The organism is Aeromonas sp. s9 (genome assembly GCF_040907765.1).
Lineage (GTDB): Bacteria > Pseudomonadota > Gammaproteobacteria > Enterobacterales > Aeromonadaceae > Aeromonas > Aeromonas caviae.
Genome location: NZ_JBFOCK010000072.1, coordinates 91,271 through 114,795, shown reverse-complemented (window position 1 = coordinate 114,795; position 23,525 = coordinate 91,271). Strand labels below are relative to the sequence as shown.

Sequence of the window (23,525 nt, the reverse complement as noted above, 5' to 3'; positions counted from 1 at the left end):
GAAAAAGGCTCACCAGGGTGAGCCTTTCTGCCTGACCAGCAGGAAAATCAGAACGGACCGCGACTGCCACCACCGAATCCGGGGGGCAGCATGTTCTTCATCTGGCCCATCATCTTGCGCATGCCGCCCTTGCCGGACATCTTCTTCATCATGCGCTGCATCTCGGTGAACTGCTTGAGCAGCTTGTTCACATCCTGGACCTGCATGCCGGAGCCCGCAGCGATGCGGCGCTTGCGGGAGCCCTTGATGAGATCGGGATGGGCACGCTCTTTCGGCGTCATGGAGCTGATAATGGCCTCCATCCGCACGGTGAGCTTGTCATCCATCTGATCCTTGATGTTGTCCGGCAGGCCGGACATGCCGGGCAGCTTGTCGAGCATCCCCATCATGCCACCCATGTTGCGCATCTGGGCCAGCTGCTCACGGAAGTCTTCCAGGTCGAAGCCCTTGCCGCTCTTGACCTTGCTGGCCAGCTTGGCCGCCTTCTCTTTATCGACGTTGCGCTCCACCTCTTCGATGAGAGAGAGCACATCCCCCATGCCGAGGATGCGGGAGGCGAGACGATCCGGGTGGAACGGCTCCAGCGCGTCGGTCTTCTCGCCCATACCGATGAACTTGACCGGTTTACCGGTGATGTGACGCACCGACAGTGCGGCACCACCGCGGGCATCACCGTCTGCCTTGGTAAGGATCACACCGGTGAGCGGCAGCGCTTCGTTGAAGGCCTTGGCGGTATTGGCAGCATCCTGGCCTGTCATGGCATCCACCACGAACAGGGTTTCGACCGGCTTGATGGTGGCGTGCAGATCCTGGATCTCCGCCATCATTTCGCCATCGACGTGCAGACGACCGGCAGTATCGACGATCACCACGTCATAGAACTTCTTGCGCGCTTGATCGATGGCGGCAGTGGCAATGGCGATCGGTTTCTGGCTGGCATCACTCGGGAAGAAGTCGACACCGATGTCGCCCGCAAGGGTCTCAAGCTGCTTGATCGCCGCCGGACGGTAGACGTCCGCACTGACCACCAGCACCTTTTTCTTGCTGCGCTCCTTGAGCAGTTTGGCCAGTTTGCCGACCGTAGTGGTCTTACCGGCCCCCTGAAGACCTGCCATCAGGATGATGGCCGGCGGCTGGGCAGCCAGGTTGAGCTGTTCGTTGGCCTCCCCCATCACGGTGACCAGTTCGCCATGGACTATCTTGATGAAGGCCTGGCCCGGACTCAGGGATTTGGCCACTTCCTGGCCCACGGCACGTTCCTTGACGCGCGCCACGAAATCGCGCACCACCGGCAGGGCGACGTCCGCCTCGAGCAACGCCATGCGGACTTCGCGCAGGGTATCCTTGATGTTCTCTTCGGTCAGACGGCCGCGGCCGCTGACGTTGCGCAGGGTGCGCGAGAGTCGTTCAGTCAAATTCTCAAACATGACGCTTTCCGGTTTTTGGCGTGACACTGGGGGCATTATACCCCGGTCAGCACTCTAGGGACGATTACTCGCCGCTTGCCGCGGCGGCCTGCCATCGAACGGGCAGGTCAACAAATGGAGGGCAGTATACCCCAGTCAACGCCGGAGGACGATTATTCGCCGCACGGTGACCATCAACGCCTACTTATATGTGGGCAGTTAGCCTCTGGCACAACTGGCGAGCATATCTTGTGCAAGGTATACTGCCCCTCTTATCCATAAAGCTTGTTTGACAACGACCTGGTTATGATCGTGATCTCTGTTCTGGCCCTGGCGTTTTACCTGCTGGCCATCATCGCCTCACTGCACCTGCTGCTCAGCGCCAAGCCCGTCGGGCAAGTATCGCTGTTCGCCTGTGTCGGCCTGGCCCTGACCGCCCATGGCATGGCGGTGGGCAGCGAAGTGCTGGCCACCCATTCCGGCCAGAATCTCAGCATGTTGAACGTGGCGTCCCTGGTCAGCCTTATCATCAGTTGCTTCATGACCTGCGTCACCCGACGCTTCAACGGCTGGATCCTGCTGCCCGTCGTCTATAGTTTTTCAGCCCTGCTGCTGGCAGCCAGCGCGCTCATTCCCGGGCGCTACATCACCCATCTGGAAGCGCACCCCCAGTTACTGCTGCACATAGGCCTCGCGCTGATGGCCTATTCGGTACTGATGATCGCCTGCTTGTTTGCCCTCCAGCTTGCCTGCCTGGACAGGCAACTGAAATCCAGAAAGATCAGCCACCTGCCAGCCATGCCACCCCTGATGACGGTGGAGAAACGCCTGTTTCAGCTCATTTCCGCAGGTCTGCTGCTGCTGACTCTCTCCATCGCATCCGGCCTGTTCTTCCTGGAAGACATGTTTGCCCAGGGCAAGTCCCACAAGGCCATCCTCTCTATCCTGGCCTGGTGCGTCTACGCTCTGCTGCTCTGGGGTCACCATACCCGTGGCTGGCGCGGCCGCAAGGTCATCATGCTGAGCCTCATCGGCAGCTTCATCCTGACACTGGCCTATTTTGGCAGCCGCTTCGTCAAGGAAGTGCTGCTTAGCTGACGCACGAACATTCCCCAACCATCCTTACAGGAGCCCTTCTTGGACAGTATCTCAACGAGTACATTGCTGATTGTTCTCGTTATCTTGATCCTTTTGTCAGCCTTCTTCTCCAGTTCCGAAACCGGTCTGATGTCGCTCAACCGCTACAAGCTGCGGCATCTGGCCCAGACCAAGCACAAAGCTGCCCGCCGGGTCGAGAAGCTGCTGGCTAGGCCGGACCGCCTGCTTGGCCTCATTCTCATCGGCAACAATCTGGTCAACATCCTGGCCTCCGCCATCGCGACCATCGTCTGCATCCGGCTGTTCGGGGATCTCGGCGTCGCCATTGCCACCTTCGGGCTGACCCTGGTGGTACTGGTATTCGGGGAAGTCACCCCCAAGACACTGGCGGCCATGTTCCCCGAGCGGATAGCCTACCCTGCCTCCTGGATCCTCAAGGGGCTGATGGTGCCGTTCGCCCCCCTTGTCTGGCTCATCAACAGCATCACGAACCTGCTGCTGAAACTCTTGCGTCTCGAGCACAACAAGGATGATTCCCTCAATTCCGAAGAGCTGCGCACCATAGTCAACGAGGCGGGCAATCTCATTCCCAAGCACCACCAGGAGATGCTGATAAGCATCCTGGATCTCGACAAGATGACGGTGGAGAACATCATGGTCCCGCGCAGCGAGATCTCCGCCATCGACATCAATGACGACTGGAAGATCATACTGCGCCAGCTGGCCCACTGCGCCCACACCAAGATCCTGCTCTATCGCGACAACATCGATGACGTCGTCGGCTTCCTGCACTCACGGGACGCCCTGAGACTGGTCGCCCGGGATCAGTTCAGCAAGTCCAGCCTGCTGCGGGAAGTCGACCCCATCTATTTCATCCCCCAAGGGACCCCCCTCAACGTGCAGTTGGCCAAGTTCCAGCGCAACAAGGAGCGAATTGGCCTTATCGTCGACGAATATGGCGATATTCAGGGGCTGATCACCCTGGACGACATCCTGGAAGAGATTGTCGGTGACTTCACCACCTCCATGACACCGACCCCGAGTGACGAGATCCATCCCCAGCCGGACGGCTCCTTCCTGGTCGAAGGCTCCGCCAGCATCCGCGAGCTGAACAAGGAGATGGACTGGCACCTGCCCATGGACGGCCCACGGACCCTCAATGGCGCCATCCTGGAGTACCTTGAGGAGATCCCCCAACCCAACATCAGTGTCAGGCTGGCGGGCTACCCTATCGAGATTCTCGAAGTGGAGAACAACATGGTGAAGATGGCGAGGATCATGCCGCACCTGTACCGGGACGATTCAGAGTACGAGGATTGAAAAAAGGCTGCCGATGGCAGCCTTTTTGTTTCACTCGCTCTCGTCATCCGGCTCCAGCACCAGAGTGGGGATGAGCTCACCGAACACCTGCTGCAACTCGTCACGGTTTGCCAGCAAATCCTGCAGCGTATAGCCATCCATCACCGCGAGGAAGGCGTTCATCGCCTCCTTCAAGGCACTCTTGAGCAGACAGACGGAGACGATATGGCAGACCGGGGAGCTGCAGTCGATCCCGTCCAGATTGCCTTCCAATGCCCGGATCACTTGCCCGATATTGATCTCGTCGGGGGAGCGCGCCATGCGGATGCCACCATTCTTGCCACGCTGGGACTGCAGATAGCCCAGTTTTACCAACTGGTTCACCACCTTCACCATGTGGTTGCGGGATACGTCGTACAAGGCGGATACCTTGGCCACGCTCGACAGTTCCCCCTCCGGCAGGGTGGCCAGATAGAGCAGGGCTCTCAATCCAAAATCGGTATAGCTCGTTAGTCTCATAGTGCCTGTAGCGCCTAGCGCGAAGAATTGATGATTGATCCAGATCAATTAAACATTTAGGATGCAACTTAATAAGTGACATTCCAGATGTTCAATTAGAAAGGACCTCCTATGTTAGACCAAGCCACCATCGCCGTCATCAAGAGCACCATTCCTTTGCTCGAATCGGCGGGCCCTGACCTCACACGGCACTTTTATCAGCGCATGTTCAGCCACAATCCCGAGTTGAAAGATCTCTTCAACCTGGCTCACCAGCGTAGCGGGGGACAGCCCTTGGCACTGTTCAGTGCGGTGGCGGCCTATGCCAGGAACATCGACAATCTGGGGGCCCTGGCCGGAGCCGTTGAACGCATCGCCCACAAACACACGGGTTTCCTGATCCAGCCGGAACAATATCACATTGTGGGTAGTCATCTCTTGGCCACGCTCAAAGAAATGGGTGGCAACGCTGTCACGGAGGAGGTACTTACCGCCTGGGGCAAGGCGTACGGTGTGCTGGCCGACATCTTTATCGGCCGGGAGAGCGAGCTCTATCGGGAGAAGGCAAGCCAGGACGGTGGTTGGCAGGGAACCCGTCCTTTCATCATCAAGGAGAAGCGTCAGGAGAGTGAACTCATCACCTCTTTCGTCCTGGCCCCCCTCGATGGCAACCCCGTGTTGCGTTTCAAGCCGGGGCAATATCTCAGTATCAAGCTGGTTCATCCCGCCCTCGAGCATCAGGAGATCCGCCAGTATTCCCTCTCGGACGCCCCCAATGGCCGCGACTACCGCATCAGCGTCAAGCGCGAACCCAGGGGTCAGGCCTCCAACCTGTTGCATGATCATCTTCACATCGGTGACACGGTCGACATCATGCCGCCGGCCGGCGACTTCTTCCTGCAAGAGGAGACAGACACGCCTGTGGTGCTGATCTCCGCCGGGGTCGGCCTCACCCCCATGCTGAGCATGCTCAACCACTTGCTGGCCGAGGGCCCGGATGTGGATATTCGCTGGCTTCACGCCTGCGAACACGGCGCCCACCACGCGTTCAGGGACGAGATCCGGGCAAAGAGCAGGCAACACGGGAAACTGGAGAGCCGGATCTGGTATCGGGAGCCGGGGGAGCAGGATGTCAAAGGAGAGGATTACGACTTCAGCGGCACTCTGGCACTGGAGCAGGTCACCGACCTCATTCCGGCCGACGCCCACTACTATTTCTGCGGCCCTGTCCCGTTCATGAAGGCAGTCAAAGCTCAGTTGGAGAATGTGGGCGTGCCTGCCGAGCGGATGCACTACGAGGTCTTCGGCCCCCATCAGGGCCTCTGATCCCTCCCCTGACCGGGAAAATGCACAAGGCCCACAAGCACAGCTTCGTGGGCCTTGTAATATCAAAGCGGGCTACCAGAACTCAGTGCATCGCCTTGGCTCGGGCGATGGCATTGGCGGGCATCCGGTTGCCGAGCCGGCTGAGCAGGCTCGCCGCCTTCTGGTGCATGGCCTTGTCGCCGATGACGGCGCCGTGCAGCCAGTGATACGCCTCCTCATAATCCAGGGGACTCCCCATGTCCTGCAGCAACATCTCCACCCACTCCATCTGTGCCCGCAAGAAGCCGAGGCTCGCGGCTTCCCGCATCAGGGTCTCGGCCCGCACCAGATCCTTCTGGACCAGGATCCCCTTCCAGTAATAGCGGCCAAGCTGTTCCAGCGCCGGCGCCAGCCCCTGGTTGGCGGCCTCCCACATGTACTGCACCCCGATCTGGGCATCCGGCTTGGTGCAAACTCCCCAGGCCAGCATGTCTCCCCAGAGGAACTGATAGGCAGGGATCTTCATCACCGAGGCCCTCGCCTCGATATCTTGGGTGAGCTGGCACCTGTCCTGCTTCACCCGGGCCAGATGGCGCCCCTGCTCTATCCAGTTGAGCAGTTCGTCCTGGCGATAGAGCGGCACGGCCTGCAACTCTCCCGCAGCAGCGGATGCCTGCGTCGTCGCCCTGGGCAGCGGCGCCGGGGCCGGGGCAGATGCCACGGGGGCGGCAGCGGCCGGCATCGCGGTTGACGGCATGGGAGCTGTGGCCACACTGGCCGAGGACTCCGCAACCGGTGCTGGGACCGGGGCGGTCGATGGCAAGGCCGCCGAGGGCGTCGGTGCTGTGGCCGGACTGGCCGAGGGCTCCGCAACCGGTGTTGGGACCGGGGCGGTCGATGGCAAGGCCGCCGAGGGCGTCGGGACGGGAGCGGCCGTGACCGCCGCCGACTGGGGTTGCGCAGCGGCCGAGGTGGGCTCCGCACCCTGCAAAGGGAAGCTGCACACACCGATAATGGCGATGAGGGTTCTTGGTTTTATCATAGGGATCTCCTGCTGCCTTCTGTTATCGGCAGCCAGGGCCATCTCCTTAGCCCGCTACACCCAACCCCGAAAATGACAAAGGGGAGCCTGGGCTCCCCTTGCGGTCGACGTATAGACTTACTTGACGAAGTCGACGCCCAGCTGGATGTCAGCCTTCAGGGTGGCCAGCATGCTGTCCATCGCTTCCTGCTCGAAGGCGCTCAGCTTGCCGTAGTCCAGCACGGTTTCGACACCGTTCTTGCCGAGCAGCACCGGCTGCGCGAAGAAGGTGGCGTGCTCACCGTTGCCTTCCACATAGGCACACTCGATGACGTTGGCTTCCCCTTGCAGACCCTTGATGAGCGACAGACCGAAACGGCAGGCTGCCTGACCCATGGAGAGAGTGGCGGAACCGCCACCGGCCTTGGCTTCCACCACTTCGGTACCGGCATTCTGAATGCGCTTGGTCATGGCAGCCACTTCCTCAGCGGTGAAGCTGGCGCCTTCAACCTGGGAGAGCAGCGGCAGAATGGTCACGCCACTGTGACCGCCGATGACGTTGACACGTACCTTGTCAACGTTCAGGCCCTTGGCTTCGGCCACGAAGGTCTCGCCACGGATCACATCCAGGGTGGTCACGCCGAACAGGCGACGCTTGTCATAGACACCGGCTTTCTTCAGCACTTCGGCGGCGATGGCGACCGTGGTGTTGACCGGGTTGGTGATGATGCCGATCAGTGCTTTCGGGCAGGAAGCAGCACACTTTTCCACCAGGTTCTTGACGATACCGGCGTTGATGTTAAACAGGTCGGAACGGTCCATGCCGGGCTTGCGCGCCACGCCGGCAGAGATCAGCACGACATCGGCGCCGACCAGAGCCGGGCTCGGATCTTCACCGCAGAAACCTTTTACTTTCACGTCAGTCGGGATGTGGCTCAGGTCCGCCGCCACGCCCGGAGTGACCGGGGCAATGTCATACAGGCTCAGTTCGGAACCGGCAGGCAGGCGGTTTTTCAACAGCAGAGCGAGGGCTTGGCCGATGCCACCGGCGGCACCCAGAACGGCAACTTTCATGATCAACTCCATGTCTAAGCGTAGGTTTAAGGTTGTTTCTAGTTGGGTTAACGCTGATTCTTATTGTGCGCCTCACCTTAAAGGATCCCCTCCTAAAAAACAATCTGATAACAGTTGTAATCACGGGTTCTGTGAGCCAGGGAACAAGCGGCGATGAAAGCGGAGAGGAATATGCGATAAATGGGAGGAAAGACACAGATTTCCTGTGCTTCCCTAATCATTAAGAGGTAAATGTGACTGCTTCAGGACTGGAAAGCCAGTGCCCGACGCTCACACCAGCGGAAACCAATTGTTAACAATCCATTCATGGTCAGATAGAGCGCTCCGGCCACGGTGAACACCGCCAGGGTGTCATAGGTCTGGGCGTTGAGACGCTGGGCCAGCCCCATGATGTCCATGATGGTGATGGTACTGGCGAGCGAACTCCCCTTGAGCACCAGGATCACCTCGTTGGAATAGGCGGGGACCAGCCGACGGGCGGCATGGCGGGTCTTCATCCACAGGGTCTGTCCGGCCGAGAAGCCGAGCGCACGGCAGGCCTCCACTTCACCGGCGGGGATGGCGTCGAGCGCCCCTTTGAACAGCCGGGTGGAGTAGGCTGCGGTATTGAAACCGAGCGCCAGCACGGCGCAGAACCAGGGTTGCTTGAGCAGCGGCCAGAGCGGCCCCGCCTTGAGCCATTCAAACTGGCCAGGCCCGTAGTAGATGAGGAAGATCTGGATGAGCAGCGGCGTACCGGTAAAGACCAGTACCCAGAGCTGCACCAGCTGGGTCGCCACCGGAATGCGACGCTCCAGCACCCAGGTCATGCCGGCCGCCATCAGCACGCCCAGCAACAAGCTGAACGCGGTGAGCTGCAGGGTGATCGCCAGCCCTCCCAGCAGGGTCATCAGGTAATCCTGCATGGTCAGCCTCCGTAACGGCGGGTATAGCGGGACGCCTGCTTCAAACCGAATTCACTCACCAGACTAATAGCCAGATAGATGAGGGCGGCAGCGGCGTACCAGGTGAAGGGTTGATAGGTGCTGGCCGAAGCCATCTGTGCCTGACGCATCATCTCGTTCACCCCGATGAGGGAGACCAGAGCGGTGTCTTTCAGCAGCACCAGCCACTGGTTGCCGAGCCCGGGCAGGGCGTGACGCCAGGCCTGGGGCAGCACGATGCGAAAGAAGGTGTGCCCCTTGCCCAGGCCGAGCGCCTGCGCCGCCAGCCGCTGCCCAGGGGGCACCGCATTGAGGGCGGCACGCAGGGTCTGGGTGGCGTAGCTCGCAAACAGCAGGGAGAGCGCCAGCACACCGCAGGCGAACGGGCTGAACTCCACGTACTCCCCGGTGATGAGGAACAGCACCTGGGTCGAGCCGAAGTAGATGAAGAGCACCACCAGCAACTCGGGCAGACCACGAATCAAGGTGGTCAGGGTGGCCACGGGCCACACCAGCCAACGCTGCTTGCTCAACTCAGCCGCACTGAATGCCAGTGCCAGCACCATGCCACCGACCAGGGATGCCAGGGCCAGCCCGAGGGTCATCCAGGCTGCATCCAACAACAGGCTCAACATGGCTTACTGCGCGAAGTACTTGTCATAGATCTTCTGATAGGTGCCGTTGGCCTTGATCTCGGCCAGCCCCTTGTTCAGCTGGGTCAGCAGTTCCTGGTTGCCCTTGGCCACCGCGATGCCAAAACCGGTACCGAAGTACTTGGCGTCGGTCACCGGGGTACCGACCACGGCGTATTCCTTGTGCTGCTTGAGCCAGTCGGCGGCCACCGCCGTATCGGCAAACACGCCGTCAGTACGGCCATTCATCATGTCCAGGAAGGCGCTCTGGTAGCTGGCGTAGGGCACGGTCAGCAGACCCTTGCTCACCCAGTTGTCCACCAGATAGGACTGGTGAGAAGTGCCGTTCTGCACGCCGACTGTCTTGTCCACCAGATCGTCCGGCCCCTTGAAGGTCTCTTTCTTGGCGACGAACACCGCGGAGTTCTCGTAATAGATGTCGGAGAAGTCGACCTGGGCGGCCCGCTCCGGCGTCACGTCCATGGCGGCGATGACGGCATCATAGCGACGGAACTTGAGGCTGGGGATCAGGCTGTCGAAGGCCTGGTTGTGGAAGCTGCACTCCAGCTTGGCCTGCTCGCAGACAGCGCGGGCCAGATCGATGTCAAAGCCCTGGAACTCGTTCTTGTCATCCAGGTATTCGAACGGCGCATAGGTTGCCTCGGTGGCGAACTTGATCTCTTTGGCCAGCACAGAAGTGCTCAGCAGACCCATGGCGGCGATCAGCAACAGACTCTTTTTCATGACAGCTTCCTTATCGACTCAATATCAATGCATCAAGAATTCGGCAAACCGGCTGGTTTGCGGGGACTGGAAGATGGCGGCGGTGCCGGATTCGATGATCCGCCCCTTCTCCAGATAGATCACCTGACTGGCCACCTTGCGGGCGAACTCCACCTCGTGGGTCACCACCACCTGGGTGATGCCGGTCTGGCTCAGAGTGCGGATGATCTCCGCCACCTCTTTGGTAATTTCGGGATCCAGGGCAGCCGTCGGTTCGTCAAACAGCAGCACCTGGGGATCCATCATCAGGGTCCGGGCAATGGCGACCCGCTGCTGCTGGCCACCGGAAAGCCGTGCGGGCCAGGCGTCCCGTTTGTCGGCCAGTTGCAGCTGGGCCAGCAAATAGGCCCCTTTCTCGATGGCCGCGTCGCGGCTCATGCCGAGCACCTTGACGGGCGCTTCAATCAGATTCTCCATCACGGTGAGGTGCGGCCACAGATTGTACTGCTGGAACACCATGCCCACCTTGCGGCGCAGCGCCTGTGCCTGACGGTTGAATTCGGCAGTTGAGAGGCTGGACGGGAAAGAAAATTCACAGTCTGCGATGCGCAACACACCGGCATCCGGCGTGTCCAGCAAGTTCATCATGCGCAGCAGAGAGCTCTTGCCTGCCCCGCTCGGGCCCAGCAATACCAAGGTCTCGCCGGGAGCAGTCCGAAAGCTCACCTGCTGCAGTACCGGCACCTTGTGCCAGGATTTTTCGATGCCGATTAATTCGATACCCATACAGCCCAATTGAATAAGTTTTCAAAATTTCGTCCTGATTCTAGCGCCAGCATAAGTTGATGCAAGCTATATTTGAATCAATATGCAGAACAAGCGCCGCTTCCTTGCCAAAACAGGCATATGAATGCAAAATAGCAGCGCTGTTCGTATCTGCCGCCTGAGCGTGACAGGCGGTCACTCCCCTCATTCGTGAGTCCAAGATGAAACATAACGACAAGCAAGAAAAACTGGCCAAGGCCTTTAAAGCCTTGCTGAAAGAGGAGCGTTTCGGCTCCCAGGCAGAGATAGTGACTGCCCTGCAAGAGATGGGCTTCGAGAACATCAACCAATCCAAGGTCTCGCGCATGCTGAGCCGCTTCGGCGCCGTTCGCACCCGCAATGCCAAGATGGAGATGGTCTACTGTCTGCCGGTGGAGCTGGGCGTGCCCACCACCTCCAGCCCCCTCAAGAACCTGGTGCTGGATGTCGACCACAACGGCGCTCTGGTGGTGATCCACACCAGCCCCGGCGCAGCCCAGCTGATCGCCCGCCTGCTTGACTCCCTCGGCAAGGCCGAAGGGATCCTCGGCACCATCGCCGGTGATGACACCATCTTCATCACCCCGACCAGCGATACCGACATCGAGGAGCTCTACCTCTCCGCCCTCGAGCTGTTCGAGCAGACGCCCTGATCCGGTCGCCTTGGGCGATCCGCACAAAAATCCCGGCCTTGGCCGGGATTTTTTGTTTTGAGCGGTCGGCAGGCCGGGCTTATTTGCCCTCGGCCACCAGAAAATCGACGGAAGGGGCGAAGAAGGCCGCGCCGGTCACCGCCCGGGTGAAGCGCAGCAGGTGATCGAAGTGGCTGCCTTCCCCTTTGTACATGCTGGCCAGCATGGCGTTGAAGTGCAGCGGCGTGCGGCAGCAGGAGATGAAGTAGAGCCCCTGCTCGCTCATGGTGCCCCAGGGCATGCTCTGGCGCAGGATCTCCATGGACTCCCCCTTCGGGGTCTTGAGGTTGACCCGCTTGATGTGGGAAGTGAGCGGCTTGTCGGCGGACTCGTATTCGATGTTGTCGACTTTGGTGCGGCCTATGATGTCTTCCTGCTCCTTCAGGGCCAGCTTCTCCCAGTCGCTCATGGCGTGGACCCAGCGCTGCACGTGGATGTAGGAGCCACCGGCGAACTCGCCGCCGTCCAGCAACGCCACCACGGCGCGGTGCTCATCCTGCGGGTTCTCGGTGCCGTCGACGAAACCGGTCAGATCCCGGCAATCCTGGTTGCGAAAACCGCGGACTTCCTCGGCCAATTCAACAAGCCCGGCCAGCAGGGCCATGACGCGATGACCGGCATGATGCAGCACGTCCACCCGATCAGCACGCAACTGCACGAACAGATCGAACGGGGTATTGGGGGCCTCCTGACCGTTGGCGGATTGCGCCATGAAACCGCGGAACTGGGGCGGCCGGGCGGCAGGATAGAGATCATCCCAGGCGTCGGCCCCGACGGCGACCAGACCGCTGAAGGCCGCATCGGGGAAGTCGGCGCTCACCGCCTCCCAGAGTGCTGGCAGGCTGGCCAGGCGGGAGGTCAGGGCAGCGGCGTCACCGGTGCGATTGAACATCAGATAGAGGGCGTGCAGATTCGGCTCTGCGCAGATCCCGGCTTGGGCTTTCATGTCTCTCTCCAAGTGCGTTGGCTATGGGCGTGGCGCGATTATAAACCAGCGCGCTTCCAGTTCATTGATTTCACGACAATACCACGCACTCATGGCAAGGGGTCAAACAACACCAGGGCATGAGGAGCCACGGTCACCCGCGCGCGCTCCCCTTCCAGGGGCTCACCGATGCTGGCTTCCAGTTGCTGGCCGCCACACTCCACCAGTACCCGGCAGTGATGGCCCAGGAACTGTTGCTCACGCACCCGGATCTCACCGTCATCCGCCGCCGTCAGCGCCAACTGCTGGGGTCTGAGCATGAGCTGCAACCGCTCCCCCACCGCGCGGCCATGGGGCTCCTGACCGCAGATGGTTCCAAGGAGGGTCTGCACGCAGTGGCTGTCCACCACCTCGGCCGCCAGATAGTTGACCCCGCCGAGAAACTCCGCCACGAAGCGGTTCCCGGGGCGGCGATAGAGCTGCTCCGGCTCCCCCACCTGTTCGATGCGACCGGCGCGAAACAGAGCCAGCCGGTCGGCGAAGGCGAAGGCCTCTTCCTTGCTGTGGCTGACGAAGATGGCACCAATGCCTTGCTGTTTGAGCAGGGCGCGGATCTCGAGGATCAGTTTCATCCGCACCTGGGTGTCGATGTTGGAGAAGGGCTCGTCCAGCAGTATCAGGCGCGGCTTGCACACCAGGGCGCGGGCGATGGCCACCCGCTGCTGCTGGCCGCCGGAGAGCTGGTGGGGATAGCGCTCCCCCAATCCCTGCAGGTTGACCAGCGCCAGCGCCTCTTCCACCTGCTGCTGGCGGCTGCCGCGATCCTGCCCGGTCAGGCCGAAGCCGACGTTCTCGGCCACCGTCAGGTGAGGAAAGAGAGCGTAATCCTGGAAGATCATGCCGATATGGCGGGCCTCCGGCGGCACACTCACTCCGGGGGCATCGAGCAGGGTCTCTCCCAGCCGGATCTCCCCCTGGGCCAGGGGCAGCAGACCGGCCACCGCCTTGAGCAGCGTGGTCTTGCCACAGCCGCTGGCCCCCAGCAGACAGACGATCTCGTTGTCGGCCACCTGCAGGGAGAGCTGCTCCAGCACGGGGCGGCCATTGTAGTGACAGCTGACCTTCTCGATATTCAGGCAGGACAAGGTTCTTTTCCTCTCGCGTAGTGATGCCGGACGGGGCCGCTCAATGGCCTGGACCATCCAGGGTACGGTTGATCCACAGCAGGGGAATCAGCCCCACCAGCACGATGACGATGGCACCGAGCGCCCCCCGCTCCAGCATCTCGTCCGAGACGAACTGATAGACGTGGGTCGCCAGGGTTTCGAAGTTGAACGGCCGCAGCAGCAGGGCGGCGGGCAGCTCCTTCATGGATTCGATGAACACCAGCATGGCGCCGGCAAAGAGGCCGCGCCGTACCAGCGGCAGGTGAATGCGACGCAGCATGCCGCCCGCCCCCTGCCCCAGAGAGCGGGCCGCCATGTCGAGGCTGGGGGAGATCTTGCTCATGCTGCTCTCCACCGACCCGATGGCGATGGCCACGAAGCGCACCAGATAACCGAACACGATGGCGGTGAGGGTGCCGGTCAGGAGCAGACCGGGGCCCGGCATCCCGAGCCACTCGGCCAGATCGTTGATGCCAAAATCAAGGGCCGTGAGCGGCACCAGCACGCCGATGGCCAGCACGGTCCCCGGCATGGCATAGCCCATGGCGGCGAGGCGCAGGGGCAGCAGGCTGCGAGTCCCCCCATCGAGGCGACGGAAGAAGCCGAGCAGCAGGGCAATGGCCATGGCCAGCAGGGCGGTCAGGGCCGAGATGGCAAGGCTGTTGCCCGCAAAGCGCACGAATTCGGGCGTCCACGACAGCGCGAAGTAACGCACCCCGTAATCGAACAGGATGACGAACGGCAGGGCGAACCCCGCCAGCACCAGGCCCCAGCACCAGAGCCCGGCCAGCACGCCCCTCAGGCCCCCGAGGGGGTAACGCAGGGGCTGCTCGAAGCCCATGGACTTCTGGAACACCTGCTGGCGCTGGCGGGAGCGGCGCTCCAGCGCGATGAGCAGCACCACCGCCAGCAGCATCAGACAGGAGAGCTTGGCGGCGGTCGCCAGGCTGCCGTAGCCTAGCCAGGTGTCGTAGATGGCGGTGGTCAGGGTGTTGATGGCAAAGAAGTGGACGGTGGCAAAGTCCGCCAGAGTTTCCATCGCGACCAGAGATGCCCCCACCATGATGGCCGGGCGGGCCAGGGGGAGGCTCAGGCGGCGAAAGCTCTGCCAGGGGGTGCAGCCGAGCAGACGGCTGGAGTGAATGAGGCTGACCGACTGCTCCAGGAAGGAGGCCCGTGCCAGCAGATAGACATAGGGGAAGAGCACCAGCGCCAGCACCCAGGCGGCGCCCCCGAGGGAGCGAATGCCCGGGAACCAGTAGTCGGTCGGTCCCTGCCAGCCAAACAGGGCACGCAGCCCCGCCTGCAGCGGGCCCGAGTAGTCGAGCAGGTCGGTATAGACGTAGGCAACGATATAGGAGGGCATCGCCATGGGCAGCATCAGCGCCCATTGCAGGGCGCGGCGCCCCGGCACCTCGCACATGGCCACCAGCCAGGCGGTGGGCACTCCGAACAGCAGGCTGAAGCAGACCACCCCCAGCACCAGGCCGGACGTGTTTCGCAGATAGTCCGGCAGTACGGTATCGGCGAGGTGGGCAAACAGTTCCCCATCAGCCGAGAAGGCGGAGAAGACCAGGGCGAGTACCGGCAAACCCAGCAGCAGGGCGGTGGCCCAGCTGCCGGCAATCCATCCAAAATGTTTCATGAGTCCACAGAAGTTGATGGGGCCGTTGGCCCCATCTGATTACAAGTCGAATTTCACTTCATCCAGCAGTTGCAAGGCGTCCTTGCGGTGCTTGGCATAATCGCTGACCGGCATGGGGTCAGACTTGAACGTGCCCCAGGACTTGACCATGGCAGAAGGCTCGACCCCCGCCTTGACCGGGTACTCGGCATTCACATCCGCATACATGTGCTGGGCGGTATCCCCGGAGAGGAACTCCATCAGCTTCTGTGCTGCGTCCTTGTTCTTGGCATACTTGGTCATGGCCACGCCGCTCACGTTGACGTGGGCACCGCGATCACCCTGGTTCGGGAAGTTGATTTCCACCGCGTCGGCCCAGGACTTCTGCGCCGGGTCCTTCAACATGGCACCCAGGTAGTAGCTGTTGCCCAGGGAGACATCACAGATGCCGTCCTTGATCGCCTTGACCTGATCACGGTCGTTGCCCTGGGGCTTGCGCGCCAGGTTGGCCTTGACCCCTTCCAGCCAGGTCTTGGTGTCCGCCATGCCGTGATGGGCAATCATGGACGAAACCAGCGCCACATTGTACTCGTGCTTGCCGCTACGGGTACAAATTTTTCCTTTGAATTCAGGCTTGACCAGATCTTCGTAGCGGATGGTGTCGAGCTTGCCAAGACGCTCCTTGCTGGAGTAGATGGCACGCACCCGGGTGGTCAAGGCGAACCAGCGGTTGTCCGGATCGCGATAGATGGCGGGGATGTTCTCCTGCAGCGTCTTGCTGTCCACCGGCTGCACCAGGTCCTTGTCCACCAGCTCGGTCAGACGGCTGATGTCCACGGTCAGCATCAGATCGGCCGGAGAGAGCTTGCCTTCCCGTTCCAGACGCTCGTTCAGCCCCTCTTTGGCAAACACCACATTGACCTTGATCCCAGTCTCCTTCTCGAACTGCTGGATGATGGGCTTGATCAGCTCATCCTGACGGTTCGAATAGACGTTTACCTCCTGGGCGGCGAACGCCGACTGGGCGACAAGCGTGGAGAAAGCCAGTGCCAACATCTTCATTTTCATCATCCGTTCCTTGTCTGCGTAAAGAGTGATAACCATTTTCGTTTGCATTCTGCATGAATCGGGAGGAGAGGATCAAGGCTGTTTGCTGGGTTGGAACGATCTATTTAATCAGCGGCCAAACAAAAAGACCGGATGGAATCCCATCCGGTCTTTCGACGACCACCCCTTCACACTGTCGGCAGAACCTGCCCGGACCTTTGCCCGACCCGGCCGGGCAAAGGAGCGTATTCAGAGCGCCTCGTCGTCGCTCTCACCAGTACGAATACGCACCGCTTGCAGCAGGTCATAGACGAAAATCTTGCCGTCACCGATTTTGCCGGTATAGGCAGCCTTGCAGATGGCCTCGATCACCCCTTCGACGTTCTCGTCTGCGGTGGCGATCTCCAGCTTTACCTTCGGCAGAAAGTCGACCTGGTACTCGGCCCCCCGGTATAATTCGGTGTGCCCCTTCTGGCGACCAAAACCCTTCACTTCGGAGACGGTCAGGCCTTCCACCCCCAGGTTGGCGATGGCCTCGCGCACGTCGTCCAACTTGAAAGGTTTGATAATCGCAGTAATCAGCTTCATCTGGTTGCTCCCAATCCATGGTATGTCACGAATGGGTCATCAATTCTTGTGCCAAGTATTTTTATCGTTTATTTTCATATAGATAGATATGACACTCTGAGCCAGAAAGGCTCAGGATCACCAAGGAAGCGCATCTCGCCCCATAATGAGGCACCAAGCTGCACCAGACTCCCTTGATGCACCAAATGAGAGCATCACCCCATGTTAGTCATCTCCAACAGCGTGATCATCCCCTGGCATGAACTGCAATTCCAGACCATGCGGGCCCAGGGCAATGGCGGGCAGCACGTCAACAAGACCGACTCCGCCGTCTGGCTGCGCTTCGATTATCGCGACTCCCCCAGCCTGCCGCCGCTCTACAAGGAGGGACTGGAGCGGCTCAGCGACAGCCGGGTTCACGACGGCTTCATCCAGATCAGGGCCGAGACCCATCGCAGCCAGGACATGAATCGCAAGGAGGCCATGAGCCGCCTGGCCGAGCTGCTGAAAAAAGCCGCCTGGCGCCCCAAGGCCCGCCACGCCACCAAGCCGACCCGCAGCTCCCAACGCAAGCGGGTCGATGCCAAGAAACGCAAGGGAGAGATCAAATCCACCCGCGGCAAGCCCGTGCTGGAGTGACCTGCCACAAGCCCGAGGACAAGAGAATGCAGTACAGCTTTTGTGAGTGCGCCAAGGGGCCCCTGCTCATCGCCATCGATGGGGCCGGGCTGCGCCACGTGGAATTCATGCAAGGGGAGCGCCCCGTCCTGCCGCAACCGGAGTGGCAGCGGGATGATGCCGCCCTGGCCCCCTTTGTCGAGCAGTTTTCCGCCTACTTTGCCGGCCGCCTGCGGCGCTTCGATCTCCCCCTGGCCGCCACGGGCACACCATTCCAGCAGGCCGTGTGGCAGGCGTTGTGCGACATTCCCTACGGCGAGACCGTCAGCTACCTCCAGATTGCAGAGGCCATCGGCAACCCCAGGGCGGTGCGGGCGGTGGGCGCCGCCAACGGCCGCAATCCCCTCAGCATCATAGTGCCCTGCCACAGGGTCATAGGGCGCAGCGGTGAACTGACCGGCTACGGGGGAGGCATCCCCATCAAGCGCTGGTTGCTGGCACTGGAGCAAGAGACCGCAGACCACTTCGCGCTGACCCCATGAAAGGGCGCGCCTCCCTGTCAAATGCGGGTTGCGGGTGCTGGCACCACAGACCGCAGGCCACTCGCGCGGATCCTCTGACGAGCGGCATCTCCATCACATGCGAGTTGCTGGTCCCAACAGCATACCGCGTTGCACTGCTCATGACGGACAGCATCCCCATCACATGCTGGTTTCTTGCCATCTTGCAGCATGGTTGCGTGATGCGTTGAGCAGGCATCGGGATAATATTCCGACGAAACCGCCCCATGGCAGGAGCGTGCCCACCGCCCCGATTCATCTTTCCTTTGAGCAGCACAACAAAATAAATCGCTGATTATTTATTTTATTTCAGCATCAAACATTTAAAAATCACATTACGGCAGCATTTTGAAAATGAACACAGTATGAAGAATCGCCTCAGAAGCGCTTCAGAGAGTATCAGGCATCATGGCTTCACACTTGGATGGGACGGCTCATCCCTCATTCAGGTGGCACCCATGTGACGCTTCCAATCTGTCTTTTCCCCGCGCCTCCCCAGAGGCGCTTTTTTTGCCTGCAAGCGGGTGCAAAAAAGCCCGCCGAAGCGGGCAATGACCGGAAGGTGCTGACTTCCAGGGTCTATCAGAGGGCGAGGAACAAGCCTGCCAGGGAGGCGCTCATCAGGTTTGCCAGCCCCCCCGCCAGGATGGCGCGCATGCCGTAGCGGGCAATGAAGGACTTTCGCTCCGGCACCATGGCCCCCAGGCCGCCGATGAGGATCGCCATGGAAGAGATGTTGGCGAAACCACACAGGGCGAAGGTGACGATGGCCTTGCTCGACTCGTTCAGGGTCTGATCCTGCACCAGGGCAATGAAGGCGACGAACTCGTTGATGACGATCTTGGTGCCGATCAGGGCACCGGCCGCCTGGGCCTGATCCCAGGGGACGCCGATGAGCCAGGAGACGGGGGCAAACAGCCAGCCCAGGATGATCTGGAAGCTCAGCTCCAGCCCCACCAGGTCGCCGGCCCAGCCCAGCAGGCCGTTGAGCAGGGCGATCACACCGACGAAGGCCAGCAGGGTCGCCCCCACGGCGACGGCGATGTTGAGACCCGCCATGGCGCCATCGGCGGCCGCTTCAATGACGTTGGTGGCGCGGGGGATCTCCACGTCTTCGTGGTGATCTTCCTCTTGCGCGGCGGGCGGCACCAGGATCTTGGCCATGGCAAGCCCGGCAGGGGCGGACATGAAAGCCGCCGCAATCAGGTATTTCAGCTCGACCCCGATGCTGGCGTAGCCCACCAGGGTGCCGCCGGCTACCGAGGCCAGCCCGCAGCTCATCACCGCAAAGAACTGGGAATCGGACATCCTGGAGAGATAGGGTTTGACCACCAGCGGCGCTTCCACCATGCCGACGAAGATGTTGGCGGTGGCAGAGAGGCTCTCGGCGCGGCCGGTGCCCAGCAATTTCTGCAGGCCGCCGCCGAGCAGGGCGATCACTTTGGGCATCAGGCCGATGTGATAGAGGATGGCGATCAGCGCGGAGAAGAAGATGATCACCGGCAGCACGTTGAAGGCGAAGATGAAACCGAGTTTGAACTTGGCCAGATCCCCGAACAGGAAGGCAATCCCCTCCTGGCCGTAGCCGATGACGCTGCTGACGCTCTCGCTGACACCGTTCAAGACCTGCTGACCGGCGGGCAGCCAGAGCACCAGGGCGGCGAAGAGCACTTGCAGGCAGAGGGCAAAGCCCACTGTTCGCAACGGGATACGACGACGATTATCAGAGCAGAGTGCGGCCAGGGCCAGGATGCTCAGGATACCAAGCAGGGCAATCATGGGGATTCCATCCAGTGAGGCTGAAGATGGGCGCGGATTCTGCTCCCCTCCCCTCACCGCCGCAACCCTGCCGGGTTACAACCCTGTTAGCAAAAACGTTTGCACGATATCGGTTGCGCCAACTGACTGATTTGACACAACTTTGAAACCGCACTCACGCCAGTGTTCTTGTATGGAAACGATTATTCCTCGGTGCCGGACAATTTCCCCCCGAGCCAGGGTGCGAGTCGCTGCGCCCAGTAGGGCCCGGGTCCGAAGCTCTCCTTGAGGAAGTCGATGAAGAGGCGGATCTTGGGATCCAGATGCTCTCGCCTGGCATAGACGGCGTGCACCGCCATCTTCTGGTTCGGTTGCCACTGGGGCAGCAGAGGGATGAGCTGACCAGATTGCAGCTCCTTGTCCAGCAGGTAGTTGGCCACATAGGCGATGCCAAGCCCGGCCAGGGCGGCGTCACGCACCGCTTCCGCCAGATCCACCCGATAGTTGCCCGCCACCTGCACCGTCTGGCGCTCCTTGCCCTGGCGAAATGACCACTCGTGGTAGCGCCGCTCCCGGCTCTGGTAGGTGATGCAATTGTGATGGGCCAGATCCCTGGGGTGCAGTGGCGTGCCGTGACTCAGCAGATAATCCGGCGAGGCCACCAGCACGAAACCGATGTCTGCCAGTCGCTGCCCTACCAGGGACTCGGGTTTGTCCTCGTAGGTGGTGATCCAGAGATCCAGCCCCTCATCCACCAGATTGGTGCGGTGATCGAACAGGGACACCTCCAGCTCCAGATCCGGATAACGTGCCTGAAACGCCTTGAGGCGCGGGATCACGTGCAACCGCCCGAAGGATTGACCAACCCCCAGATGGAGCACGCCGCTCACCTTGCCACGGCGCTCCGCCACCATGGATTCCGCCTCCAACGCCACCGCCACCAGAGCGCGGCAGTGGCGGGCATACTCCAGACCCAGTTCGGTGAGCCCGAAACGGCGGGTAGTGCGCTGTACCAGCTGGGCGCCGAGCGCGGTTTCCAGCAGGGCGAGCTGCTTGCTGATGTGGGATTTGGAGACCCCGAGGCGGCGCGCAGCCGCCGAGATGCCCTGTTCACGAACCAGGGCATCGAAGATCACCATTTGGGGAAGACGTTGCAGCACGGAGTCACCGGAGTGGATGGCGGGGCCGCATTTTTCCAGAGCGGCCCGCCATGGGGTAGGGTCAGTGCCCCAGGGCATCGATGATCTGCTGTTTGAGAGGATCATCCGACGGATTCTGGTTGGCGCCATAGCTCGCAATCAGCTTGCCGTCCCGCCCGACCAGGTACTTGTGGAAGTTCCAGTTGGGCGCATCACCGTCGGCAGCCGCGGCCAGCCCCTTGAACAGCGGCACCGCATCCGAACCCCGCACCGCCACCCGGTTGAACATGGGGAAGGTCACCCCGTAGTCCCGGCGGCATACCTCGGCGGTTTTGTTCTCGTTGCCCGCCTCCTGCCAGAAATCGTTGGAGGGGAAGCCCAGCACCATCAGTCCCTTCTCCTTGTAGCCCTGATAGAGGGCTTCCAGATCCCGGAACTGACCGCTGTAACCGCAGTAGGAGGCGGTGTTGACCACCAGCACCACCTTGCCTTCGGTCAACTGGCAGAGGTTGTGGCGCTGGGTGCTGTTGAGCTCCCGCATCTCCACGTTGAAGTAATCGGGGCAGGCGGCAGAGACCGCGCCCGAGCCGAGCATCAGCAGCAGGGTGAACCATTTCATCGACATGACTCCCATTGTTTTGTCCATCATACGCAAGACCCCGGAATCTGGTTCAGGGATCAGTGCAGGGGGATCCCGGTCAGCCAGCCGTGTCCCCAGAAGATAAGCAGAGCCGCGAGGGCCAGCCCCGCCCCCAGACTGATCCCCGTCCCCTGCCAGGTGGCGGCGGCACGAGGGTGACGACCCCACTCCCGCATCGAAATCCAGACGATGCTGATGAGAGCCCAGAGACCGAGCCCGCCAAACAGCACCAGAGAACGCGCCTCGCTGTTCACCGCCAGATGGGCCCCCGACCAGAGCAGCACCCCGAGCAGCTGGGGATGCACCAGCCAACGGCGGAAATGGTTGGCCCCCTGCCCCGCGCACAGCAGGACGAGGGCGATCGGCATGACCCCCATCACCAGGGTGGGCCCCCAGACAGGCAGAAAATAGAGGGGCATGGGGCTGGCACTGCGCCAGCCTGCGAGGATGCAGCCGATGGCGACGAACACCAGCAGCGAGAAGAGCCCCTTGTAGCGGTTCTCCCCCAGCCGCTCCCGCAGACGGGCGCGGTGTTGTGCCGCGAAACAGGGGTAAAGATGAGTCAGGGTGAACAACACCACCCCCAGGGTCAGCAGGATCATGGCTCGCTCCTCGCATATTGCCCCCCGGAATGGGAAGCCCTTCCTCAGGCGGGCCTTGTTTCTCGTGGCTCCCTCACTGTCGGGAGATCACTATGCCGCAAAGCCCCTTGTCAGAATACAAAAACCATATGAAAGACAGCAGGATAATAAAAAAAAGCCGACCCAAGGATCGGCAAGTGCGTCAGAGGTGCCACGCCGGGCCGCTCACTCTGCTGCACGGGGCAAGGTCAGGCCGATGCACCGCATCGGCCAGGAGAGAGGGTCATTTGCGCAGCAGGTAGAGAGCCGCCACGTTGCGGGCCGTGAGCTGCAGGTTGGTGGTGGCGGTGGCCAGCGCCTCCGGCAGGGACATGGCCCGATTGACCACGGCGAACACCGCATCCAGTCCGTGCTCGTGCACCACGCCGCAGTCATCGGTGAGGCATCCGGCGATGCCGATCACCGGCTTGCCGAACTGCTTGGCACAACGAGCTACCCCGATGGGCGTCTTGCCATGGATGGTCTGGCTGTCGATGCGGCCCTCGCCGGTGATGACCAGATCCGCATCGGTCACCGCCTCGGCCAGGTTCAGCGCCTCGATGACAATCCGGATGCCGGGTTTGAGCTCGGCGCCGAGCAGCCCCACCAGGGCTGCCCCCATGCCGCCTGCGGCCCCCGTTCCCGGGATCTCCTTCACCTGCTTGCCAAGCGCCTGCTCGATGCAGTCCGCGTAACGGGCCAGATTGGCATCCAGCTCGGCCACCATCTCGGGAGTTGCCCCCTTCTGCGGACCGAACACGGCGGACGCCCCTTTCGGGCCGCACAGCGGATTGTCCACGTCGCAGGCCACCTCGATGGTGAGTCCGGTCAGACGGGGATCCAGCCCGCTCAGGTCGATGGTGGCCAGCTCGGCCAGACCGGCACCGCCCGGCGCGATAGGGGTACCATCTGCTTTCAGGAGCTTGCCGCCGAGTGCCTGGATCATGCCGGCACCGCCGTCATTGGTGGCGCTGCCCCCGATGCCGAGGATGAGGTGGTCCACCCCCATCTCCAGCGCGGCCAGGATCAGCTCCCCGGTGCCGACACTGGAGGTGAACCGCGGATTGCGCAGCTCGGGCGCCACCAGATGAAGGCCGGAGGCCGCCGCCATCTCGATGACGGCGCGCTTGCCATCCCCCAGCAGGCCCACGAAGCCCTGTACCCTGTTGCCAAGGGGAGCGGTCACCTCGACCGGCAGGATGCGACCACCGGTGGCATCCACCAGAGACTGCACCGTCCCCTCGCCGCCATCGGCCATGGGCAGCTTGACGTAGGTGGCATCCGGCAGCACCTGCTTGAAACCGGCCTCGATGGCATCGGCCACCGCCATGGCGCTCAGGCTCTCCTTGAATGAATCGGGGGCGATCACAATTTTCATATCAGTTC

Annotated in this window: 24 protein-coding genes; 6 read left to right on the top strand and 18 right to left on the bottom strand. The window is 61.5% G+C overall.

Annotated elements, in window-relative coordinates; all coding sequences use genetic code 11:
* Positions 1–47: 47 nt before the first annotated feature.
* Entirely contained in the window at positions 48–1,427 is a 1,380-nt protein-coding gene (gene ffh, locus AB5Y54_RS15195; RefSeq protein WP_104455239.1) for a signal recognition particle protein, read from the bottom strand.
* A 285-nt stretch (positions 1,428–1,712) separates the two neighbouring features.
* On the opposite strand from ffh, the gene ccsA reads away from it, so the two are divergent.
* Positions 1,713–2,504, top strand: a complete 792-nt coding sequence (ccsA, locus tag AB5Y54_RS15190) for an inner membrane protein YpjD (protein WP_039040017.1) — start codon at positions 1,713–1,715, stop codon at positions 2,502–2,504.
* 39 nt (positions 2,505–2,543) lie between these two features.
* On the top strand, positions 2,544–3,824 hold the full coding sequence (locus AB5Y54_RS15185) for an HlyC/CorC family transporter (RefSeq protein WP_109111808.1): 1,281 nt from the start codon (positions 2,544–2,546) through the stop codon (positions 3,822–3,824).
* 30 nt (positions 3,825–3,854) lie between these two features.
* Here AB5Y54_RS15185 and AB5Y54_RS15180 read toward each other — a convergent pair whose 3' ends face one another.
* Complete coding sequence (locus AB5Y54_RS15180; protein ID WP_039039978.1) at positions 3,855–4,322, bottom strand: Rrf2 family transcriptional regulator; 468 nt, start codon at positions 4,320–4,322, stop codon at positions 3,855–3,857.
* Between the two features lie 111 nt (positions 4,323–4,433).
* Here AB5Y54_RS15180 and hmpA point away from each other — a divergent pair, with 111 nt between their 5' ends.
* Positions 4,434–5,627: an NO-inducible flavohemoprotein gene (gene hmpA / locus AB5Y54_RS15175; RefSeq protein WP_010673079.1), complete on the top strand. Its 1,194-nt coding sequence runs from the start codon at positions 4,434–4,436 to the stop codon at positions 5,625–5,627.
* Positions 5,628–5,709: 82 nt separating this feature from the next.
* On the opposite strand, the gene AB5Y54_RS15170 is transcribed toward hmpA, so the two are convergent.
* From AB5Y54_RS15170 to AB5Y54_RS15145, 6 genes are all read right to left on the bottom strand, one after another.
* A complete protein-coding gene (locus AB5Y54_RS15170) occupies positions 5,710–6,363 on the bottom strand; it encodes a tetratricopeptide repeat protein (protein ID WP_368153962.1) in 654 nt (217 codons plus the stop codon).
* A gap of 402 nt (positions 6,364–6,765) precedes the next feature.
* Positions 6,766–7,701: a malate dehydrogenase gene (gene mdh / locus AB5Y54_RS15165; protein WP_010673076.1), complete on the bottom strand. Its 936-nt coding sequence runs from the start codon at positions 7,699–7,701 to the stop codon at positions 6,766–6,768.
* Between the two features lie 242 nt (positions 7,702–7,943).
* Complete coding sequence (artM, locus tag AB5Y54_RS15160; protein WP_010673075.1) at positions 7,944–8,606, bottom strand: arginine ABC transporter permease ArtM; 663 nt, start codon at positions 8,604–8,606, stop codon at positions 7,944–7,946.
* Positions 8,607–8,608: 2 nt separating this feature from the next.
* Positions 8,609–9,259 carry an arginine ABC transporter permease ArtQ gene (gene artQ / locus AB5Y54_RS15155; protein WP_010673074.1) on the bottom strand — a complete coding sequence of 217 codons (651 nt, stop codon included), beginning with the start codon at positions 9,257–9,259 and terminating at the stop codon, positions 8,609–8,611.
* Between the two features lie 3 nt (positions 9,260–9,262).
* Positions 9,263–10,000 carry an arginine ABC transporter substrate-binding protein gene (locus AB5Y54_RS15150; protein ID WP_010673073.1) on the bottom strand — a complete coding sequence of 246 codons (738 nt, stop codon included), beginning with the start codon at positions 9,998–10,000 and terminating at the stop codon, positions 9,263–9,265.
* Between the two features lie 24 nt (positions 10,001–10,024).
* Entirely contained in the window at positions 10,025–10,765 is a 741-nt protein-coding gene (locus AB5Y54_RS15145; protein WP_041210949.1) for an ATP-binding cassette domain-containing protein, read from the bottom strand.
* A gap of 200 nt (positions 10,766–10,965) precedes the next feature.
* On the opposite strand from AB5Y54_RS15145, the gene argR reads away from it, so the two are divergent.
* Entirely contained in the window at positions 10,966–11,436 is a 471-nt protein-coding gene (gene argR / locus AB5Y54_RS15140) for a transcriptional regulator ArgR (RefSeq protein WP_005308670.1), read from the top strand.
* A gap of 79 nt (positions 11,437–11,515) precedes the next feature.
* Here argR and AB5Y54_RS15135 read toward each other — a convergent pair whose 3' ends face one another.
* From AB5Y54_RS15135 to glnK, 5 genes are all read right to left on the bottom strand, one after another.
* Positions 11,516–12,421: a Dyp-type peroxidase gene (locus AB5Y54_RS15135; protein WP_039039974.1), complete on the bottom strand. Its 906-nt coding sequence runs from the start codon at positions 12,419–12,421 to the stop codon at positions 11,516–11,518.
* A gap of 89 nt (positions 12,422–12,510) precedes the next feature.
* Positions 12,511–13,545 (bottom strand): ABC transporter ATP-binding protein, encoded by a 1,035-nt coding sequence (locus AB5Y54_RS15130; protein ID WP_368153961.1) that lies wholly within the window; start codon positions 13,543–13,545, stop codon positions 12,511–12,513.
* A gap of 40 nt (positions 13,546–13,585) precedes the next feature.
* Complete coding sequence (locus tag AB5Y54_RS15125) at positions 13,586–15,211, bottom strand: ABC transporter permease (RefSeq protein WP_368153960.1); 1,626 nt, start codon at positions 15,209–15,211, stop codon at positions 13,586–13,588.
* Positions 15,212–15,250: 39 nt separating this feature from the next.
* On the bottom strand, positions 15,251–16,258 hold the full coding sequence (locus AB5Y54_RS15120) for a Fe(3+) ABC transporter substrate-binding protein (RefSeq protein WP_010673068.1): 1,008 nt from the start codon (positions 16,256–16,258) through the stop codon (positions 15,251–15,253).
* Positions 16,259–16,486: 228 nt separating this feature from the next.
* Positions 16,487–16,825: a P-II family nitrogen regulator gene (gene glnK, locus AB5Y54_RS15115; RefSeq protein WP_005332325.1), complete on the bottom strand. Its 339-nt coding sequence runs from the start codon at positions 16,823–16,825 to the stop codon at positions 16,487–16,489.
* Between the two features lie 201 nt (positions 16,826–17,026).
* Here glnK and arfB point away from each other — a divergent pair, with 201 nt between their 5' ends.
* Positions 17,027–17,443: an alternative ribosome rescue aminoacyl-tRNA hydrolase ArfB gene (gene arfB / locus AB5Y54_RS15110; protein WP_368153958.1), complete on the top strand. Its 417-nt coding sequence runs from the start codon at positions 17,027–17,029 to the stop codon at positions 17,441–17,443.
* Between the two features lie 26 nt (positions 17,444–17,469).
* Positions 17,470–17,964, top strand: a complete 495-nt coding sequence (locus tag AB5Y54_RS15105; protein ID WP_103857996.1) for a methylated-DNA--[protein]-cysteine S-methyltransferase — start codon at positions 17,470–17,472, stop codon at positions 17,962–17,964.
* A 600-nt stretch (positions 17,965–18,564) separates the two neighbouring features.
* On the opposite strand, the gene AB5Y54_RS15100 is transcribed toward AB5Y54_RS15105, so the two are convergent.
* The 5 genes from AB5Y54_RS15100 to AB5Y54_RS15080 all read right to left on the bottom strand — a co-directional run bounded on the left by AB5Y54_RS15100 (position 18,565) and on the right by AB5Y54_RS15080 (position 23,517).
* Entirely contained in the window at positions 18,565–19,761 is a 1,197-nt protein-coding gene (locus AB5Y54_RS15100) for a NupC/NupG family nucleoside CNT transporter (protein ID WP_219596194.1), read from the bottom strand.
* 182 nt (positions 19,762–19,943) lie between these two features.
* Entirely contained in the window at positions 19,944–20,879 is a 936-nt protein-coding gene (locus AB5Y54_RS15095; protein WP_039039969.1) for a LysR family transcriptional regulator, read from the bottom strand.
* An 82-nt stretch (positions 20,880–20,961) separates the two neighbouring features.
* Entirely contained in the window at positions 20,962–21,498 is a 537-nt protein-coding gene (locus tag AB5Y54_RS15090) for a glutathione peroxidase (RefSeq protein WP_010673063.1), read from the bottom strand.
* Between the two features lie 59 nt (positions 21,499–21,557).
* Positions 21,558–22,121 carry an NnrU family protein gene (locus AB5Y54_RS15085; RefSeq protein WP_219596195.1) on the bottom strand — a complete coding sequence of 188 codons (564 nt, stop codon included), beginning with the start codon at positions 22,119–22,121 and terminating at the stop codon, positions 21,558–21,560.
* Positions 22,122–22,383: 262 nt separating this feature from the next.
* Complete coding sequence (locus AB5Y54_RS15080) at positions 22,384–23,517, bottom strand: glycerate kinase (RefSeq protein WP_219596196.1); 1,134 nt, start codon at positions 23,515–23,517, stop codon at positions 22,384–22,386.
* Positions 23,518–23,525: the final 8 nt, after the last annotated feature.

Coding starts and splice junctions, on each gene's coding strand:
- ffh (WP_104455239.1), bottom strand. CDS start 1,427: ATGTTTGAGAATTTGACTGAACGACTCTCGCGCACCCTGCGCAACGTC.
- ccsA (WP_039040017.1), top strand. CDS start 1,713: ATGATCGTGATCTCTGTTCTGGCCCTGGCGTTTTACCTGCTGGCCATC.
- AB5Y54_RS15180 (WP_039039978.1), bottom strand. CDS start 4,322: ATGAGACTAACGAGCTATACCGATTTTGGATTGAGAGCCCTGCTCTAT.
- hmpA (WP_010673079.1), top strand. CDS start 4,434: ATGTTAGACCAAGCCACCATCGCCGTCATCAAGAGCACCATTCCTTTG.
- AB5Y54_RS15170 (WP_368153962.1), bottom strand. CDS start 6,363: ATGCCGTCAACCGCGATGCCGGCCGCTGCCGCCCCCGTGGCATCTGCC.
- mdh (WP_010673076.1), bottom strand. CDS start 7,701: ATGAAAGTTGCCGTTCTGGGTGCCGCCGGTGGCATCGGCCAAGCCCTC.
- artM (WP_010673075.1), bottom strand. CDS start 8,606: ATGCAGGATTACCTGATGACCCTGCTGGGAGGGCTGGCGATCACCCTG.
- artQ (WP_010673074.1), bottom strand. CDS start 9,259: ATGTTGAGCCTGTTGTTGGATGCAGCCTGGATGACCCTCGGGCTGGCC.
- AB5Y54_RS15150 (WP_010673073.1), bottom strand. CDS start 10,000: ATGAAAAAGAGTCTGTTGCTGATCGCCGCCATGGGTCTGCTGAGCACT.
- AB5Y54_RS15145 (WP_041210949.1), bottom strand. CDS start 10,765: ATGGGTATCGAATTAATCGGCATCGAAAAATCCTGGCACAAGGTGCCG.
- argR (WP_005308670.1), top strand. CDS start 10,966: ATGAAACATAACGACAAGCAAGAAAAACTGGCCAAGGCCTTTAAAGCC.
- AB5Y54_RS15135 (WP_039039974.1), bottom strand. CDS start 12,421: ATGAAAGCCCAAGCCGGGATCTGCGCAGAGCCGAATCTGCACGCCCTC.
- AB5Y54_RS15125 (WP_368153960.1), bottom strand. CDS start 15,211: ATGAAACATTTTGGATGGATTGCCGGCAGCTGGGCCACCGCCCTGCTG.
- AB5Y54_RS15120 (WP_010673068.1), bottom strand. CDS start 16,258: ATGAAAATGAAGATGTTGGCACTGGCTTTCTCCACGCTTGTCGCCCAG.
- glnK (WP_005332325.1), bottom strand. CDS start 16,825: ATGAAGCTGATTACTGCGATTATCAAACCTTTCAAGTTGGACGACGTG.
- arfB (WP_368153958.1), top strand. CDS start 17,027: ATGTTAGTCATCTCCAACAGCGTGATCATCCCCTGGCATGAACTGCAA.
- AB5Y54_RS15105 (WP_103857996.1), top strand. CDS start 17,470: ATGCAGTACAGCTTTTGTGAGTGCGCCAAGGGGCCCCTGCTCATCGCC.
- AB5Y54_RS15100 (WP_219596194.1), bottom strand. CDS start 19,761: ATGATTGCCCTGCTTGGTATCCTGAGCATCCTGGCCCTGGCCGCACTC.
- AB5Y54_RS15095 (WP_039039969.1), bottom strand. CDS start 20,879: ATGGTGATCTTCGATGCCCTGGTTCGTGAACAGGGCATCTCGGCGGCT.
- AB5Y54_RS15090 (WP_010673063.1), bottom strand. CDS start 21,498: ATGAAATGGTTCACCCTGCTGCTGATGCTCGGCTCGGGCGCGGTCTCT.
- AB5Y54_RS15085 (WP_219596195.1), bottom strand. CDS start 22,121: ATGATCCTGCTGACCCTGGGGGTGGTGTTGTTCACCCTGACTCATCTT.
- AB5Y54_RS15080 (WP_219596196.1), bottom strand. CDS start 23,517: ATGAAAATTGTGATCGCCCCCGATTCATTCAAGGAGAGCCTGAGCGCC.